Here is a 17,134-nt window from a genome sequence, read left to right on the forward strand (position 1 = left end):
CATCACAACATCAGAAAGCAGGCTGGTAAGGGATAATGCCCTGACGCAGCATATCGTTGGTGCCTAAGCCATAGTTCGGACTCAGACCACGCAGCTCAATGTTGAATGAGATTTGGTTGTCGTACTTACTGTCGTTGTTTTCCCAACCGTTAATTTTGCGTTCGTAACCGACCCGGATAGCGTAACAGCATGAGCTGTATTGCAGGCCAACCAGTTGTGAAGCCGGACGCGTGTTGCGGGTATCGTAGTAGTAAGCGCCTACCACAGACCATGCGTCGGCAATCGGCCAGCTGGCCGTAGTACCTACCTGTGAAATCCCATTTTTGTAGATAGGATTTGTGACCAGGCTGCTATCGTTCAGCGCGGTCGCAACATACTCCGGGCTGCTGTAACGGTAGCTCAGCTGCACCATGCGGTCGGCATCACGACGGTATTCCAGTACGGTATTGCCCTGGGAGACGTTGTCGAGTTTGGTGTCATATTGCAGCCCACCACGGACGCCCCAGCGATCGCTGATTTTCCAGTATGTATCGCCAGCCCAGATCAGGCTGCCGGTATCATCTTCTTTACTGGTTTGATTCACACCAGTACGAGAAGGGGTAAACGAGTAGATTTGACCTACAGAAACGTTAAAACGTTCAACCAGATCGTTATCATAAATACGCGAGGTGACGCCGGTAGCCACTTCATTGGCGGAAGCGATGCGATCCAGGCCGCTATAAGTACGATCGCGGAACAGACCGGTGTAGTCGGTTTGCAGCAACGTTGAGTCGTACGGATAGATATTGCTCTGATTACGATACGGGATATAAAGGTACTGCACGCGCGGTTCCAGCGTCTGGGTATAACCCACCGCCGAGTTCATATCGCGGTCAAACACCAGACGACCATCAACTTTAAATTGCGGCAGGGTGCGGTTGACAGACTCATCCAGTTCGCCGCTCTTATCACCCCTGAGACCATTGGCAGCGTTGTTATAGAAATCAACGTCAGTCTGTTGATAGTGGGTCGCCAGGAACTTCGCTTCGGTATCCAGGCTGGCCCAGCCGTTTGACAGCGGCAGGTTCAGCGTTGGCTCAACATGTAAACGGGTCGCTTCGGGATAGCGGCTGCTGACGTTGGTGAACTTCACCGCCTGGGCATAAACCCGGCCATCAAACGGGCCGATATCGTTCTGATAGAGATTGACGTCCAGCTGCGGCATGGCGCGGTAGACGTTATTGCTGGTGGTATCGCCGAACACCTGGAAATCTTTGGTGGAGAGCGTGGCGTCCCAGTTGGTGTCCGCATAGCCGATGCTGAATTTCTGCGTGGCGTAGTTGTCGGTCGAGCTGTAGTACTTCGAGTCGAGATCGTTGAAGTAGTACTTATCGCTGACCTTGGTGTAGTCCGCGTTGAAACGCCAGTTCTGGTCATAGACACCGGCATGACGCCAGTAGAACAGCCAGCGATCGGAGCTGTCATTTTCGGCGATGCCACGCACCGCTTTGTCGTTATCGTACTGTTTGTCCGAGCCGAGGTAGTCGAATTCAACCAGACCTGCACCCAGCGTGGTCAGATAACGGAATTCGTTTTCAAACTGCATGCCGCGCTTACTCATGTAGTGCGGCGTGATGGTCGCATCGGCCTGCGGCGCGATGTTCCAGTAATAGGGCAGTGTGAACTCAAAGCCGTTGTTGCTGCCATATTTTGCATTCGGGATCAGGAAACCGGAGCGGCGACGATCGCCAATCGGTAACTGCAGATAGGGGCTGTAGAACACCGGAACGGATCCGATCTTAAAGCGGGCGTTCCAAATCTCCGCCACTTCCTCTTCGCGATCCTGGATGACCTCTGAACCCACCACGCTCCAGCTGTTGGAGCCGGGCAGACAGGAGGTAAAGGTACCGTTTTCCAGAATGGTGTAGCGGTTATCGCCGCGCAGCTTCATCTGATCTGCGACGCCGCGTCCCTGACGATCTACCATCTGGTACTGACCATTCCAGACGTTGGTATCTTTGCTGTTGAGGTTTGACCAGGCTTTCGGACCTTTCAGGATGACCTGATTGTCATCGTAGTGCACATTACCCAGCGCATCGACGGTACGTACGGGCGCGGTCTGGCCTTCCTGCTGACGCTGATGAAGCTGGACTTCATCCGCCTGCATACGGCTGTTGCCCTGCTCAATATTCACATTACCGGTGAATACCGCATCATTGGGATAGTTCCCTTTGGCGGCGTCGGAGTGAATGGTGACGGGCATCTGATTCGTATCGCCATTCACCAGCGGGCGGTTATAACTCGGCACGCCTAACATACACTGCGACATCAAATCGTCGGCAAAGGCTTGCTGGCTAATGGCTGCGCCGATCAGTGTGGCCAGCAGGGTAGGTATATGTTTTTTCATACGCGGTATCGAGAATTCCATGAAAACTGGCATCATGCCGACAATCGGGTCAGAGACTAACTTACTGCCCGGCGTTGCGCCAGTGTTAATCCTGGTCAGTCAGCGTTGCCGTTAGGCGCTGAGATAAATGACAGGTATGATAATGCAATTTTCAGCCGCAAGCATGGCGAATTGAGGAGTTTATGCGCTACTGGGGAAAAGTTGTGGGTCTGGCGGTGGGATTACTTTCCGGCGCAGGCTTTTGGGGTATTGTGATCGGTTTGATCATTGGCCATATGATTGACAAAGTACGCGGCGCGCAAGGCAAGGCTTACTTCTCAAATAATCAGACCCGACAGACGCTGTTTTTCAGCACCACCTTTCAGGTGATGGGCCATCTGACCAAGTCAAAAGGGCGCGTCACGGAAGCGGATATTCAGATTGCTTCGCTGTTAATGGAGCGGATGCAGCTGCACGGTGACTCTCGCACGGCTGCCCAGCGCGCGTTCCGCGAAGGCAAGCAGGCGGATTATCCGTTACGCAGCAAACTGCGTGAACTGCGCAGCGCCTGTTTTGGCCGGTTTGATCTGATTCGGATGTTCCTGGAGATCCAGATTCAGGCCGCCTTTGCCGACGGTTCACTGCATCCCAATGAGCGACAGGTGCTCTATGTGATTGCCGAAGAGTTGGGCATTTCGCGCGGTCAGTTCGATCAGTTCCTGCGCATGATGGAAGGTGGCCAGCAGTTTGGCGGTGGTCAGCGCAGTTCAGGCGGTTTTCAGCAGGCGCAACGCGGGCCAACGCTGGAAGATGCCTGTAGCGTGCTGGGTGTGAAGAGTAGCGATGACGCCACCACCATCAAACGCGCCTACCGCAAACTCATGAGCGAACATCATCCTGACAAGCTGGTAGCGAAAGGGTTACCACCAGAGATGATGGAGATGGCGAAGCAGAAAGCGCAGGAAATTCAGGCGGCGTACGATCTGATTCGCAAAGAGAAAGGCTTTAAGTAAATACCCTGTTCCGTGGCCTCTTCTGCAACAGAAGAGGCCACGGCGACAGGCGAGCAGTAAACCTTAAAAATCGGCGGGCTGACGAAACGTCATGGCATTACCAAATGCCGGATGGGTAATGGTCAGTGACTCCGCATGCAGCAGTAAACGGGGCGCCATCGCTTTGGCCTCCGGATGCGCATAGAAGTTATCCCCCAGAATCGGATGGCCCAGCGCCAGCATATGCACCCGCAGCTGGTGTGAGCGGCCGGTAATCGGTTTCAGCGAAACACGCGCACTGTTATCCGCACGATATTCCAGCACCTGATATTCCGTCTGCGCGGCTTTGCCGGTCTCGAAGCAGACCATCTGCTTCGGACGATTTGGCCAGTCGCAAATCAGCGGCAGGTCAACCAATCCCTCTTCCTTCGCCGGATGACCCCAGATGCAGGCCACGTAAGTCTTGGAAGGCTCCCGCTCACGGAACTGTCGTTTCAGCTCGCGCTCAGCAGCCTTAGTCAGCGCCACGACCATTACGCCGCTGGTCGCCATATCCAGTCGGTGGACAGATTCAGCCTGCGGGAAATCACGCTGAACCCGCGTCATCACGCTATCTTTATGTTCGTCCAGCCGACCGGGTACCGAGAGCAGACCGCTGGGTTTGTTCACCACCATGATGTGCGCATCCTGATAAAGGATGTGCAGCCAGGGTTCACGCGGTGGATTGTAAGGTTCCATGGGGCTTTCCAAAAATAAGGGGCCATGCGGCCCCTGAGCTTACTGGTGTGTCACCACAATCAGGCGCAGCGCGTCGAGACGCCAGTTGGCCTGATCGAGACTTTCCAGCACCTGTTCACGGTTGCTTTCCAGCGCCTCGACTTCATCGTCACGGATGTTCGGGTTGACCGCTTTCAGCGCGTTGAGACGGGAGAGTTCTGCGCCCAGCTTCTCGTTCGCTTCGGCACGCGCTGCATCAATCACCGCACGCGCTTCGCTGACCACGCTCTCTTCGCCCTGGGTCAGAATCGCATGCACATCCTGCTGCACCGCATTCACCAGTTTACTGGCGGTATGACGGTTAACCGCATTCAGCTGACGGTTAAAGCTTTCGAACTCTACTTTGTCCGCCAGGTTAGTGCCTTTGGTATCCATCAGCAGACGGATTGGCGTTGGCGGCAGGAACCGGGTCAGTTGCAGATGCTTCGGTGCCTGCGCTTCAACCACATAGATCAGCTCGACCAGCAGCGTCCCCACCGGCAGCGCCTTGTTCTTCAGCAGTGACAGTGCGCTGCTGCCGGTATCGCCCGACAGAATCAGATCCAGACCGTTGCGGATCAGCGGATGTTCCCAGGTAATGAACTGGGTATCTTCGCGCGACAGCGCCTGATCGCGGTTGAAGGTGATGGTGCAGCCATCTTCCGGCAGGCCAGGGAAATCGGGCACCAGCATGTGGTCGGAAGGGGTCAGCACAATCAGGTTATCGCTGCGATCTTCCTGATTGATACCAACGATATCAAACAGGTTAAGCGCGAAGTTCACCAGACCGGTGTCGTTATCCTGCTCGCTGATGGCATTGGCCAGTAGCTGAGCCGATTCGCCGCCGTTGGAGTTCAGCTCCAGCAGGCGATCGCGACCCTGTTCCAGCTGCAGTTTCAGCGCGTCATGCTGTTTACGGCAGTCGGTGATAAACGCATCAAAACCTTCGCTGTTTTCCGGCGCGGCCAGATAGCCGATCAGTTGCGAATGGACGCTGTCATAGATTGTCCGGCCGGTCGGGCAGGTATGTTCAAACGCGTCCAGCCCTTCGTGATACCAGCGCAGCAGCACCGCCTGTGCGGTCTGCTCCAGCCACGGCACCAGAATCTGGATGTCGTGCGCCTGGCCAATACGATCCAGACGACCGATACGCTGCTCCAGCAGGTCCGGGTTAAACGGCAGGTCGAACATCACCAGACGGCTGGCAAACTGGAAGTTACGGCCTTCAGAACCGATCTCGGAGCACAACAGCACCTGCGCGCCATTCTCTTCTGAGGCGAACCAGGCGGCAGCACGGTCACGTTCAATGATCGACAGACCTTCGTGGAACACCGCTGCGCGGATACCTTCGCGTTCACGCAGTACCTGCTCCAGCTGCAGCGCGGTGGCCGCTTTGGCGCAGATCACCAGCACTTTCTCTTTGCGGTTGGTGGTGAGATAGCCCATCAGCCATTCCACGCGCGGATCGAAGTTCCACCAGGTGCCGCTGTCGCCTTCAAATTCCTGATAAATCTGCTCCGGATAGAGCAGGTCACGCGCCCGCTCTTCTGCACTTTTGCGCGCGCCCATAATGCCGGAGACTTTAATCGCCGTCTGATACTGCGCAGGCAGCGGCAGGCGGATCTGGTGCAGTTCGCGTTTCGGGAAGCCTTTAACCCCGTTACGGGTGTTACGGAACAGCACGCGGCTGGTGCCGTGGCGGTCCATCAGCATGGAGATCAGCTCCTGACGCGCCTCCAGCTTGCCGTCACGGTCGCTGTTGGCGACCTGCAGCAGTGGCTCAATATCCTGCTCGCCGACCAGATCGTTGATCCGGTTCATCTCCTCCTGGGAGATCGCTTTATCGGCCAGCAGAGCCGTGACGGCATCGGCAATCGGACGGAAATGCTGCTGCTCTTCAACAAAGGCGGCAAAGTCATGGAAACGATTAGGGTCGAGCAGGCGCAGACGGGCGAAGTGACTCTCCATGCCCAGCTGCTCAGGCGTTGCGGTCAGCAGCAGAACCCCGGCGGTTTTCTCAGCCAGCTGTTCGATAACCTGATATTCACGGCTGGGCTCGCCTTCTGACCAGGCCAGATGGTGCGCTTCATCGACCACCAGCAGATCCCATTCGGCATCGGCCAGCATCTCAAGACGCTGCTTGTTACGGCGCACGAAGTCCAGTGAGCAGATAATCAGCTGCTCTGTTTCAAACGGGTTATCGCTGTCGTGCTGCGCTTCGGTATAGCGGTCGTCATCAAACAGCGCAAAGCGCAGGTTAAAGCGGCGCAGCATCTCGACCAGCCACTGGTGCTGTAAAGTTTCAGGCACCACGATCAGGACGCGATCGGCGCGGCCAGCCAGCAGCTGTTGCTGGATGATCATCCCGGCTTCAATAGTTTTACCCAGGCCAACTTCATCGGCCAGCAGGACGCGCGGCGCATGGCGGCGGCCGACATCGTGGGCGATATGCAGCTGGTGAGGGATCAGGTTGGTGCGCATGCCGCGTAAGCCGCTGATTGGCAGGCGATATTGCTCACTCTGGTATTTACGGGCGCGGAAGCGCAGGGCAAAACGATCCATCCGGTCGAGCTGGCCGGCAAACAGGCGATCCTGCGGCTTACTGAACACCAGCTTGCTGTCGAGCATGACTTCGCGCAGCATCACTTCGCTCTCTTCGGTATCCAGACGGGTACCGATATAGGTCATCAGGTCATTTTCGTTGCGTACTTCATCGACGCGCATCTGCCAGCCTTCGTGGCTGGTGATGGTATCACCCGGATTAAAGATGACGCGGGTAACTGGCGAATCGTTGCGGGCGTAGAGGCGGTTTTCCCCCGTGGCCGGAAACAGCAGGGTGATCATGCGGGTATCGATCGCCACCACGGTGCCCAGTCCCAGTTCACTTTCCGTATCACTAATCCAGCGCTGACCTAATGTAAAAACCATATATTTTTTGCTCGAATTTTAACGTTTTTAGAGGTGTTCCCAAAGCTCAGGCAATAGCGTTACCGCCAGACAACAAGGCCTGGAGCGTACTTAAGAGCGGTGAGTTTCAGGAAGGGCGCTATGGTACTGGATGGCAGGACGTTCGTCACCTGTCAAAAAAGCCCCAGCTGTCCGGTAATAAGTGTAGCAAAGTCCCCTTCGACAAAAGGCAGAATCCCCTCTGCGACCGGCTGAAGTTGCCTCGTCACGTAGTGGTCATAGTCCAGCGGCGTGCTGCGCGCCTCCAGTGGCTCGGGGCCTGCGGTGGCGATGACATAACGGATCCGGCCACCATTCTGGTACTGCAAGGGCCGGTTTAATTTACGATTGTGCTCATCGGCCAGCCTGGCGGCGCGCACGTGCGGGGGCACGTTTCGTTCATATTCTTTCAGCGGACGCCGCAGCCGCTTTTTGTAGATCAGCTGATCGTCGAGTTCACCCGCCAGCAGCTGCGCCACGGTTGTACGGATATAATCCTGCCACGGCTGACGGTGGAAGATACGGTGATAGAGCTGCTGCTGGAACGCTTTTGCCAGCGGCGTCCAGTCTGTTCGCACCGACTCCAGCCCCTTAAAGACCATGCGCTCACCGGCGGCGTCACGAATCAGTCCGGCGTAACGTTTCTTGCTGCCCTGTTCCGCGCCGCGAATGGTGGGCATCAGAAAACGGCAGAAGTGATTTTCATACTCCAGTTCCAGTGTGCTGGTCAGCCCCTGCGTCTGCTGCAGATGGTCGCGCCACCAGGCGTTCACTTTCTGCACCAGCTGCTGACCAATCGCGGCGGCATCTTCTTCACTGTGCGCCGACTTCAGCCAGACAAAGGTGGAGTCGGTGTCGCCATAGATGACGTCGTAGCCTTCCGCCTCAATCAGCGTTCGGGTCTGCTGCATGATGGCGTGACCGCGCAGCGTAATAGAAGAGGCGAGTCGCGGATCAAAGAAGCGGCAGGCGCTGGTGCCCAGCACGCCGTAAAAGGCGTTCATGATGATTTTCAGCGCCTGGGACAGCGGCTGATTATTCTGCTTTTTCGCCGCTTCGCGACCCAGCCAGATCTGTTCAACTATCGCAGGCAGGCAGTGGGTATGCCGCGAAAAACGCGCTTCACGGAAACCTTCAATCGAATCGGCATCATCAGGATGGGCCAGCCCTTCCACCAGACCCACCGGGTCAATCAGGAAGGTGCGGATAATCGACGGGTAGAGGCTTTTGTAATCCAGCACCAGCACTGAGTCATACAGGCCGGGGCGCGAATCCATCACATAACCGCCAGGACTGGCTTCCGGGGCTACATCACCCATGTTCGGGGCGACAAACCCGGCGCGATGCATCCGCGGAATATAGAGATGACCAAAGGCCGCTACCGAACCGCCGTGGCGATCCACCGCCAGTCCATTGACCGCCGCGCGTTCCAGCAGAAACGGCATAATCGCCGTTTTGTGAAAAATGCGCGTCACCAGCTCGCAGTCTTTCAGGTTGTAGCGCGCCAGCGCCGGTTTATCGTTGGCAAAACGCCAGTTGATCTCCTCCATACGCTGCCAGGGATTATCAATCGCTTTCCCTTCTCCCAGCAGTTGCTGCGACACGGACTCGAGGCTGAATGAGGGAAAATCCCAGAACGCTGATTTCAGCGCGTCAATGCCATCGATAATCAACCGGCCACTGGCCTGAGCGAAAAATACGCCGGGTTTGAAGCCATGTTCACGCCACTCCAGCGCGGCCTGCTGGCGTCCCAGTCGCAGCGGAATGCCGTAACGATCGGCATGCTTTTGCAATACCCGCAGGTCAAACTGCACGACGTTCCAGCCAATTAAGACATCCGGATCATGCTCTGCAAACCACTGGTTCAGGGCTTCAAGTAACTGCGGCCGGCTGTCGAGATAGATCAGCTCGAAATCCAGCGTGCTGGCATCACCGTTGGCCGGGCCGAGCATAAAGACCTGGCGCTGACCGCATCCCTCCAGCCCGATGCAGTAAAGCTCGCCATGCTGTGTGGTTTCAATGTCCAGCGAGACCCATTTCAGCGGCGGGCGATAGTCGGGATGGGGTTTGAGCCGCGCATTGACCACGCTGTCACCGCGCTGCTCGCCGTCAAACCAGACCGGCGCGGTAATAAAACGCTCCATCAGGTAGCGCTCCGGCGGACGGATATCGGCTTCATAGACCGGAATACCCTCTTCGCGCAGCCGTTTTTCAATGCGCTGTAGCTGGCGGTTCTGCTGGCAGTAGAGGCCGAAAACCGGGCGACGCCGAAAATCTTTCAGCGCCAGCGACTGAATCCGAAACTGACGTTCATCTTTCAGTAATTCGCTGACCTGCGCCTGAAATTCCTCAGGAATAAACGCGACGGACTCCTGCACCGGCAGCACCACGCGCTGCGCGCCCGCATCGGTCGCGAGCCAGAGGATAATTTCGGTGCCATGCGGGCTGTCGCGCCAGTGGCGGGTGAGCAGAAAACCTGCACGGGGCATATTCAGATGTTCTCCGGACTCAGCATTTCAGGATGAGAAAACCGCTTCAGTATAACATGGATATTTATACAGTTCCCGCCACCCGCTTTTGTCAACATTGTCCTACAATTCTTGCCTTGACGCTGTGTGGCTGGCTCAGGACAATCCAGCCTTCTGCTTTTACTTAGGATGATTATGGAAGCCTGGATTCAACAACTGATTACGCAGTCCCTGGAGTGGGCGCTGTTTGCCGTTGCGCTGGTGACGTTTCTGGAGTCGCTGGCGCTGGTCGGGCTGTTGCTGCCAGGTACGGTGATGATGGCCAGTCTGGGCGCGCTGGTCGGCAGTGGCGAACTTGGCCTTTACCCGGCTTGGGCGGCGGGCTTTGCGGGCTGCCTGATTGGTGACTGGGTTTCCTACGGCATCGGCTGGAAATTTCAGGGGCCGCTGCACCGCTGGAAGTATCTGCAAAAGTATAAAGGCCTGCTGGATAAAACCGAGCACGCCCTGCATCAGCACAGCATGTTTACGATTCTGGTCGGACGCTTTGTTGGCCCCACGCGTCCGCTGATCCCGCTGGCGGCCGGTATGCTGGAGCTGCCGGTGCGTAAATTCCTGCCGCCAAATATTATCGGCTGCATTCTCTGGCCGCCGCTCTATCTGCTGCCCGGTATTCTGGCGGGTGTGGCGATCGATGTGCCCAAAGCCGCGCAGGGCGGCAGCTTTAAATGGCTGTTACTCGGCGCAGCACTGCTGATCTGGCTGGGTGTCTGGTTATGCTGGCGCTGGTGGCGCAGCGGCAAGAGTCGCGACTGGGCATCGGCCTGGCTGCCGCCTGAGCGCCTGCGCTGGGCAGGGCCGCTGGGGCTGGTGATTGCCGTCGCGGCTTTCGTCGGTATTCAGTTCCATCCGATGATGCCCATTTTCCGTCATCTGCTGTGGCAGGTTTTCTTCGCCTGAATCGCTTAACGACGCGGGATGCCGAGCACGTCGGCCTCCCGCGTGTCGCCCGACAGTAACTGTCGGGTCTCGCCATCCCAGTAAACCCGGCCATCCACAATCACCACGCTGCGCGGCGCAATCTGCTGGGCATCTTCCAGACTGTGCGACACCATCAGCAGCGTGATGCTGCGCGCTTCACACACCGAACGCACCAGTTGCAGCATCTCTCCACGCAGCGCGGGATCCAGCGCAGAAAAAGGCTCATCCAGCAGCAGCACCGGACGGTCACGCAGCAGACAGCGTGCCAGCGCCACGCGCTGTCGCTGTCCGCCTGACAGCTCGCCCGGCAGCCGCGTCAGCAGATCGCCTAATCCCACCTGATCGGCCAGCGCTGCAAGCTGCTGGCGCTGCCCGGCGCTCAGCTTCAGTCCGGGGTGCAATCCCAGCGCCATGTTCTGCTGCACGCTGAGGTGCGGAAACAGGTTGTTCTCCTGAAACAGCATCGACACGGGCCGTCTGGCCGGCACGCTGTGGGTGTGCTCCTGGCCGTCAATCATCAGGGTGCCCTGTTTCACCGGCAGGAAACCGGCAATCAGGCTCAGCAGGGTGCTTTTACCGGCCCCGCTGGGGCCGAGGATCGCGATGCGCTCGCCGCGGGTGGCGTTGAGACTAAAGCGCATCGGCAGATGCTGATAAAGGTACGTGAGGTTATTCAGTGTCAGCATGGCGGCCTGGTAATTTTTCCATCAGGGTGAACAGCAGCAAACAGAGCAGCAGCAGCAGCAGCGCGGTCACTGCACCGTCAGCACCGCGATAGGCACCGATCTGTTGATAAAGGTAGAACGGCAGGGTGCGGAAATCGGCAGTACCAAACAGCGCCACCACGCCAAAATCACCGATCGACAGCACGCAGGCAAAGGCCAGCGCCTGGGCCAGCGGACGTTTCAGCGCCCGCAGTTCAATCAGCCGCAGCCGGTTCCAGCCGTGGATATCCAGCGAATCACAGAGTCTGCCGTAACGCTCCGCGACGTCACGCATCGGGTTCTCCAGCACTTTCAGCGCATAGGGAATGGCGATCAGCGCATTGGTGAAGATCACCAGCCCGTCCGCCGACGCCGGCAGGCCAATGGTGGCGTTAAACAACAGGAAAAAGCCGGTGGCGAGCACGATGCCTGGCATCGCCAGAATCAGCATGCCGCTGGTGTCGATAAGGGTTGCCGCCGCCGGGCGCTGACGCAGGCGCAGCTCGCGGCTGCTCCACAGCAGCATCATGGTCAGCACCACACAGAGCAGACCGGCGCCGGTGGCGATGCGCAGTGAGGTAAACGTCGCCTGCCAGAGTGCAGGCTGCGCCAGCGCGCCGCGCAGTCCGCCGTGCAGACCATCGATGATAACCGCCGCCAGCGGGGGCAGCAGCAGGATCAGCGCCAGCAGGATCAGCAGCGCATCAACCAGCTGCGCCGCGCGCGAATCCTGCGGATCGCGCCAGCCGTTGAGCTGGCTGGTTCCGGCGGGAATCGCTTTGCTGAAGCGCTGGCTGAGCAGTACCAGCGTCACGCAGCAGCCAAGCTGGATCAGCGCCAGCAGTGCTGCGCGTCCCGGATCGTAGTCATAACTCAGCGCCTGGAAAATCGCCAGCTCGATGGTCGTCGCCTGCGGGCCGCCGCCCAGTGAGAGCACGGTAGCAAAGCTGGCGAAACAGAGCATGAAGATCAGCGCGCCGGTCGGCAGCAGCTGACGCCGCAGCCATGGCCACTCCAGCAGACGAAAATGGTGCCAGCCGCGCAGGTCGAGCTGTGCCGCCAGCTGACGCTGTTCCGCCGGAATGCTCTCCAGCGCCTGCAGCATCAGGCGGGTCGCCAGCGGCAGGTTAAAGAAGACGTGCGCCAGCAAAATGCCCGACAGACCGTAGGGAGAGAAGTGGTAATCAATCCCTGCCAGCTGGCACAGCTGCGCCAGCCAGCCGACACGACCATAGACGGTGAGCAGACCAAATACCGCCACCAGCACCGGCAGCACCAGGGTCATGGCGCACAGACGCAGCAGCAGCTGACGGCCAGGGAAACGGCGTCGATAGAGCGCGCGCGCCAGCGGCACCGCTGGCAGCAGCGACAACAGCGCGGAGAGCAGCGCCTGACCAAAAGAGAAGGCGATAACGTGATGCAGGTAATCATCCTGCAGCACGCTGCGCCAGTCATTCTCTGGCGCGGCGCTCCAGAGTGCACCGAAGGCCAGCAGCGCCACGCTGATTAACAGCAGCGTGGCGAGCGAACCGGGGATAAGCCAGCGCGGCATCAGCGGCTGACGGCGCGTTGCCACTGGCTGATCCAGCCTGAACGCTGGCTGGCAACCTCTTCCGGCGAGAACTGCAGAGCGGTGGCGGGCACAGTGAGCGCGCTAAAACCGGCAGGCAGCGGCGTGTCGATTACCGGGTACATCCAGTTACCGGTGGGAATCGTGCGCTGGAAGTCGGGTGACACCATAAACTTCATAAACTGCTGTGCCAGCGCCGGCTGCTTGCTGCTGGCTAACTGCGCGGCAACTTCAACCTGCAGATAGTGGCCCTCTGCAAACGGCGCGGCGGCATAGTTCTCTTTTTTCTCTTCGATGATGTGGTAAGCCGGTGAGGTGGTGTAGCTCAGCACCAGATCGCCTTCGCCCTTGAGGAACAGGCCATAGGCTTCACTCCAGCCTTTGGTCACCGTCACGGTTTTCTGTGCCAGCTTTTGCCACGCCTGCGGTGCCTGATCGCCATAGACTTTCTGCATCCACAACAGCAGGCCTAAGCCGGGGGTGCTGGTACGGGGATCTTCGTAGATCACCCGCCACTTCTCCGGACTGTCGACCAGCTCTTTCAGGCTTTTTGGCGGATTCTTCAGCCGGGTTTTGTCATAGACAAACGCGAAGTAGCCATAATCAAACGGCACGAAGGTGGTGTTGTGCCAGCCGCCGGGCAGTTTTAATTTCGAGGCATCGACCTGACTTTCGGCAAACAGACCGGTTTTCTGCGCCGCCTGTACCAGATTGTTATCCAGCCCCAGTACCAGATCGGCTTTGCTGTTTTTCCCTTCCATGCGCACGCGGTTCAGCAGCGACACGCCATCTTCCAGCGTGACGAATTTCAGTTCGCAGTTGCACTGCGCCTCGAAGGCTTTTTTAACCGCCGGGCCAGGGCCCCAGTCAGCGGAGAAGGAGTCGTAGGTGTAGACCGTGAGAACTGGCTTAGCCGCCAGAACGGGGGCGGAGAGTAACAGCAGCACCGGCAGAACTTTGTTTAACACTTTGCGCTCCTTCAGGAGAATAGGGGATGAGTCGCAAAGGATCTGAGCACAGAGGCCTCCCAAATCCCTACGTCGGTATTAACCGAATCAGGTTCGACGGGTATCTCTCAGCTGCTTGCTGGTGGCAGGCGGCACCCCGTTGAGAACGTCACATTCTAGTCATTTCAGCGCCGGGGCGAAAGCCTCACAGCGCGGGTGGCGCGAACCAGGCGGATTTAAAATCAAACCAGCCCAGCGTATTCATCCGAACGCCGCGCATGCTGCGCTGACCTTCAAGCAGCAGCCAGTGGTGAAACAGCGGATGCAGACCCGCTTCTTCGACTAACTGTTTACTCCATTCGGCCAGCGGCAGCGTTTTCTCGCGCCAGCGGGCCGCATCGCTGTGCCAGTCGATCGGCAGACAGTGATGCAGCAACGGGATCTCATAAAGCTGCGCAAACAGAGAGTAAGTCAGCGGCAGGGTAAAGTTCACGCTGCCAAGCCAGATATCACTTTCCGCTTCGCCCTGATACCAGCTTTCGTAGCTGATCTCGCGGGTCTCCAGCGTGACGCCATGTTCTGCCAGTAGCGGACGCAGCGCGTTAGCGATGCCTTCATGCTCCACGTGCTGGCTGTACCAGGTCAGCGTAAGGTGGGTTAAGCCGGGCGGTTTTTCCACTGGCGTCAGGTCGCGCCGGTGATGCCAGCGCGGCAGCAGGCCATACGCCGGAAACCAGTAGCGCTGGTAGCCGACACCGGCGTGATTGAGCAGGGCGATAGGATTAAACAGGTAGCTGACCCATCGCCGGACCGCCTCGTTGCGTCCCTGCTCTGAACGCTGGTCGAACAGCAGATAGTAGCAGCCCTCTTCAAGACGGCTCTCCTCCTGAATCTCATCGGCTCCATCGCCCTGCAGGCGGACACCGGCATAAACCAGCTCATCGCTGATGTCGGGCAGTACCCAGATAGAGACATCATCAATCAGGGCGCGAAAACCAAAATAGTCATCAAACGCTTCGATCTTCAGCTGACTCTCCTGATTGCGGATCACCCGGTAAGGACCGGTGCCAACCGGCTGGCGGGCAAAATCGTGCAGCGTCGGCCATTCGCGCGGCAGGATCATCGCACTGACGCTGCCCAGCAGCCAGGGCAACCCTTCATCGGGCTGGCTTAAGCGGATATCCAGCGTCCAGGGCGCGGGCGAGTCGATCTGCTCGATATGGGAAAAGAGCGGATGAGGGCGCTGACGCTCAAGCGTGGCCAGCACATCCTCCATTTCCAGTTCTCTGCCGTGATGAAAGCGAATCGCCGGACGCAGAAAAAAGCGCCAGTGAAGCGGGGAAGTCTGCTGCCAGTGGTGCGCAATATCGGGCTCGATTTCCCCGTTTTCCTCATTTATCCGCGTCAGGCCGTTGAAAATCTGTCGCGCAATGTGGGTTTCGGAGCGCCGCAGCGGCGAACCGGGCAGCAGATTGAGCAGCGGACGATAGTAGAGCACCCGCAGGATATGCTTGCCCTGACGGAAACTGCGGCCCAGATGCGCGGCGATCATCTGCCGTACCTGATTTTTATCGCCCACCAGCTGGACCAGCTGATCGATGCGATCCTGCTCCAGCAAATCCTCGGCACGTTGCTGCTGCAAAGCCAGTCCGGTATAGCAGAAGGTAAGCTGTGAACGCTTGCCGCGTCCGGCTTCCGCCTGCCAGATTAGCCAGCCCGCGGCCTGCATCCGGTTGAGCAGATTGCGCATATGGCGGCGCGAGCAGTGCAGCAGGTCAGCCAGTTCGCTAAGGGTAATCTCCTGCGTTTGCCCCTGACAGCTCTGCCACAGGCGAATGAACTGCTGCTTCAGACGTGATGAGGACATAAAAGAGGAACTCCCGGTGAAAAGCGCTCTGTTTTTCTTGCCCTATTTTAAGAGCAAACTTTACGTTATGGGAAGAGCGGGAGGCATTCAGCACTGAATGGCGTTCGACCCTGACTTCGCTGTTCAGCGGAGTGCTTTTCTGAGTAGGGTGCATTTACACCGCCAGCAGATGATCTCTGCTGGCTTTTTTCATGTTGCGCGGTATCGTCTACCCTTCTTTTTCCCCTCTGTTTGTTCTGTAAGGGATTTCGGTATGAAATCGCTGTTAACGCGGCAGCGCCGCATCAATCCGGTTTACCTCGCTTTTATGGTCGCCTCGTTCATGCTGGGCATCGCGGGCGCACTGCAGGCGCCGACGCTCAGCCTGTTTCTGACGCGCGAGGTGCAGGCGCGGCCCTTCTGGGTCGGACTGTTTTTCACCATCAATGCGGTGGCCGGTATCGTGGTGAGCATGCTGGTGGCAAAGCGTTCTGACAGCGTCGGCGATCGTCGTCATATCATTCTCTTTTGCTGCCTGATGGCGCTGGTCAATGCGCTGCTGTTTGCTTTTACCCGCCACTATCTGACCTTGCTGACGCTGGGCGTGCTGCTGTCGGCGCTGGCCAGCGTCTCAATGCCTCAGCTGTTTGCGCTGGCGCGGGAATATGCCGATCAGTCGGCGCGTGAAGCGGTGATGTTCAGTTCAGTGATGCGTGCACAGCTGTCGCTGGCGTGGGTGATTGGGCCGCCGCTCTCCTTCGCGCTGGCGCTGAACTACGGCTTTGTGACGCTATTTATGGTGGCCGCCGCGCTGTTTCTGATCTGTATCCTGCTGATCTGGTTCACCGTGCCGTCGGTACCACGTTCGCAGCCCCTGATGCAAAGCGGCGGGCTGCCGCTAAGTGGCTGGCGCGATCGGGATGTGCGTTTACTGTTCCTGGCCTCAGTCGCGATGTGGACCTGCAACACTATGTATATCATCGATATGCCGCTCTATATCAGCACCACGCTGGGCCTGCCCGAGAAGCTGGCCGGTCTGTTAATGGGGACGGCTGCGGGGCTGGAGATCCCGGTGATGCTGCTGGCCGGACATTACGCGCGGCGTATCGGCAAGCGCCGGTTAATGCTGATCGCGGTGGCGGCTGGCGTACTGTTTTATCTGGGGCTGGTGCTATTCAATTCCCGCACGTCGCTGATGGTGTTGCAGCTGTTTAACGCGGTGTTTGTCGGGATTATTGCTGGCATAGGGATGCTGTGGTTTCAGGATCTGATGCCAGGACGGCCTGGTGCAGCGACCACCATGTTCACCAACTCGATCTCGACCGGCATGATTCTGGCTGGTGTTATTCAGGGCACGCTCAGTGAGCGACTGGGACATGAGGCGGTTTACTGGCTGGCATTCGGGCTGGCTATTGTGGCGCTGGTGATGTCGGCGCGGGTGCGCGACGTATAAAGAAGAAGGGCGACCCGATGTCGTAATGCCAGTCAGTTAAGCGACAGGTGATAACGCAGTCTGGTGCCGCTCAGGGGCTGGCGGTCCTCGCGCCGCTGCGCGGTTC

General features: G+C 58.2%; 11 protein-coding genes and 1 riboswitch. Of the genes, 3 read left to right on the plus strand and 8 right to left on the minus strand.

Annotation, left to right across the window (positions count from 1 at the left end):
- Positions 1-10 precede the first annotated feature (10 nt).
- On the minus strand, positions 11-2,386 hold the full coding sequence (gene lptD, locus HFD95_RS21585; RefSeq protein WP_010671814.1) for an LPS assembly protein LptD: 2,376 nt from the start codon (positions 2,384-2,386) through the stop codon (positions 11-13).
- 182 nt (positions 2,387-2,568) lie between these two features.
- On the opposite strand from lptD, the gene djlA reads away from it, so the two are divergent.
- Positions 2,569-3,378, plus strand: a complete 810-nt coding sequence (djlA, locus tag HFD95_RS21590; protein WP_010253811.1) for a co-chaperone DjlA — start codon at positions 2,569-2,571, stop codon at positions 3,376-3,378.
- Positions 3,379-3,441: 63 nt separating this feature from the next.
- Here the strand turns inward: djlA and rluA are convergent, their stop codons facing one another.
- The 3 genes from rluA to polB form a co-directional block, all read right to left on the minus strand.
- Complete coding sequence (gene rluA, locus HFD95_RS21595; protein ID WP_010253813.1) at positions 3,442-4,095, minus strand: bifunctional tRNA pseudouridine(32) synthase/23S rRNA pseudouridine(746) synthase RluA; 654 nt, start codon at positions 4,093-4,095, stop codon at positions 3,442-3,444.
- Positions 4,096-4,134: 39 nt separating this feature from the next.
- Entirely contained in the window at positions 4,135-7,041 is a 2,907-nt protein-coding gene (rapA, locus tag HFD95_RS21600; protein ID WP_010253817.1) for an RNA polymerase-associated protein RapA, read from the minus strand.
- A 152-nt stretch (positions 7,042-7,193) separates the two neighbouring features.
- Positions 7,194-9,554, minus strand: a complete 2,361-nt coding sequence (gene polB / locus HFD95_RS21605) for a DNA polymerase II (RefSeq protein WP_122959292.1) — start codon at positions 9,552-9,554, stop codon at positions 7,194-7,196.
- Between the two features lie 168 nt (positions 9,555-9,722).
- On the opposite strand from polB, the gene HFD95_RS21610 reads away from it, so the two are divergent.
- Positions 9,723-10,487 carry a DedA family protein gene (locus HFD95_RS21610; RefSeq protein WP_010253821.1) on the plus strand — a complete coding sequence of 255 codons (765 nt, stop codon included), beginning with the start codon at positions 9,723-9,725 and terminating at the stop codon, positions 10,485-10,487.
- A gap of 5 nt (positions 10,488-10,492) precedes the next feature.
- Here HFD95_RS21610 and thiQ read toward each other — a convergent pair whose 3' ends face one another.
- The 4 genes from thiQ to sgrR all read right to left on the minus strand — a co-directional run bounded on the left by thiQ (position 10,493) and on the right by sgrR (position 15,596).
- Positions 10,493-11,194, minus strand: coding sequence for a thiamine ABC transporter ATP-binding protein ThiQ (thiQ, locus tag HFD95_RS21615; RefSeq protein ID WP_031594583.1), 702 nt, complete (start codon positions 11,192-11,194; stop codon positions 10,493-10,495).
- Positions 11,178-12,788: a thiamine/thiamine pyrophosphate ABC transporter permease ThiP gene (gene thiP / locus HFD95_RS21620; RefSeq protein ID WP_010253824.1), complete on the minus strand. Its 1,611-nt coding sequence runs from the start codon at positions 12,786-12,788 to the stop codon at positions 11,178-11,180. The genes thiQ and thiP overlap by 17 nt, the downstream gene beginning before the upstream one ends.
- Positions 12,764-13,750, minus strand: a complete 987-nt coding sequence (gene thiB, locus HFD95_RS21625) for a thiamine ABC transporter substrate binding subunit (RefSeq protein ID WP_031594581.1) — start codon at positions 13,748-13,750, stop codon at positions 12,764-12,766. The genes thiP and thiB overlap by 25 nt, the downstream gene beginning before the upstream one ends.
- 46 nt (positions 13,751-13,796) lie before the next feature.
- A riboswitch (TPP riboswitch) is annotated at positions 13,797-13,899 on the minus strand.
- A 35-nt stretch (positions 13,900-13,934) separates the two neighbouring features.
- Positions 13,935-15,596 (minus strand): HTH-type transcriptional regulator SgrR, encoded by a 1,662-nt coding sequence (gene sgrR / locus HFD95_RS21630; protein WP_167430702.1) that lies wholly within the window; start codon positions 15,594-15,596, stop codon positions 13,935-13,937.
- Positions 15,597-15,849: 253 nt separating this feature from the next.
- Between sgrR and HFD95_RS21635 the strand changes: the two genes are divergently transcribed.
- Positions 15,850-17,028, plus strand: a complete 1,179-nt coding sequence (locus HFD95_RS21635) for an MFS transporter (protein ID WP_022625401.1) — start codon at positions 15,850-15,852, stop codon at positions 17,026-17,028.
- Positions 17,029-17,134 lie beyond the last annotated feature (106 nt).

It is taken from the genome of Pantoea sp. EKM10T (genome assembly GCF_011800685.1).
GTDB classification, from domain to species: Bacteria; Pseudomonadota; Gammaproteobacteria; order Enterobacterales; family Enterobacteriaceae; genus Pantoea; species Pantoea agglomerans.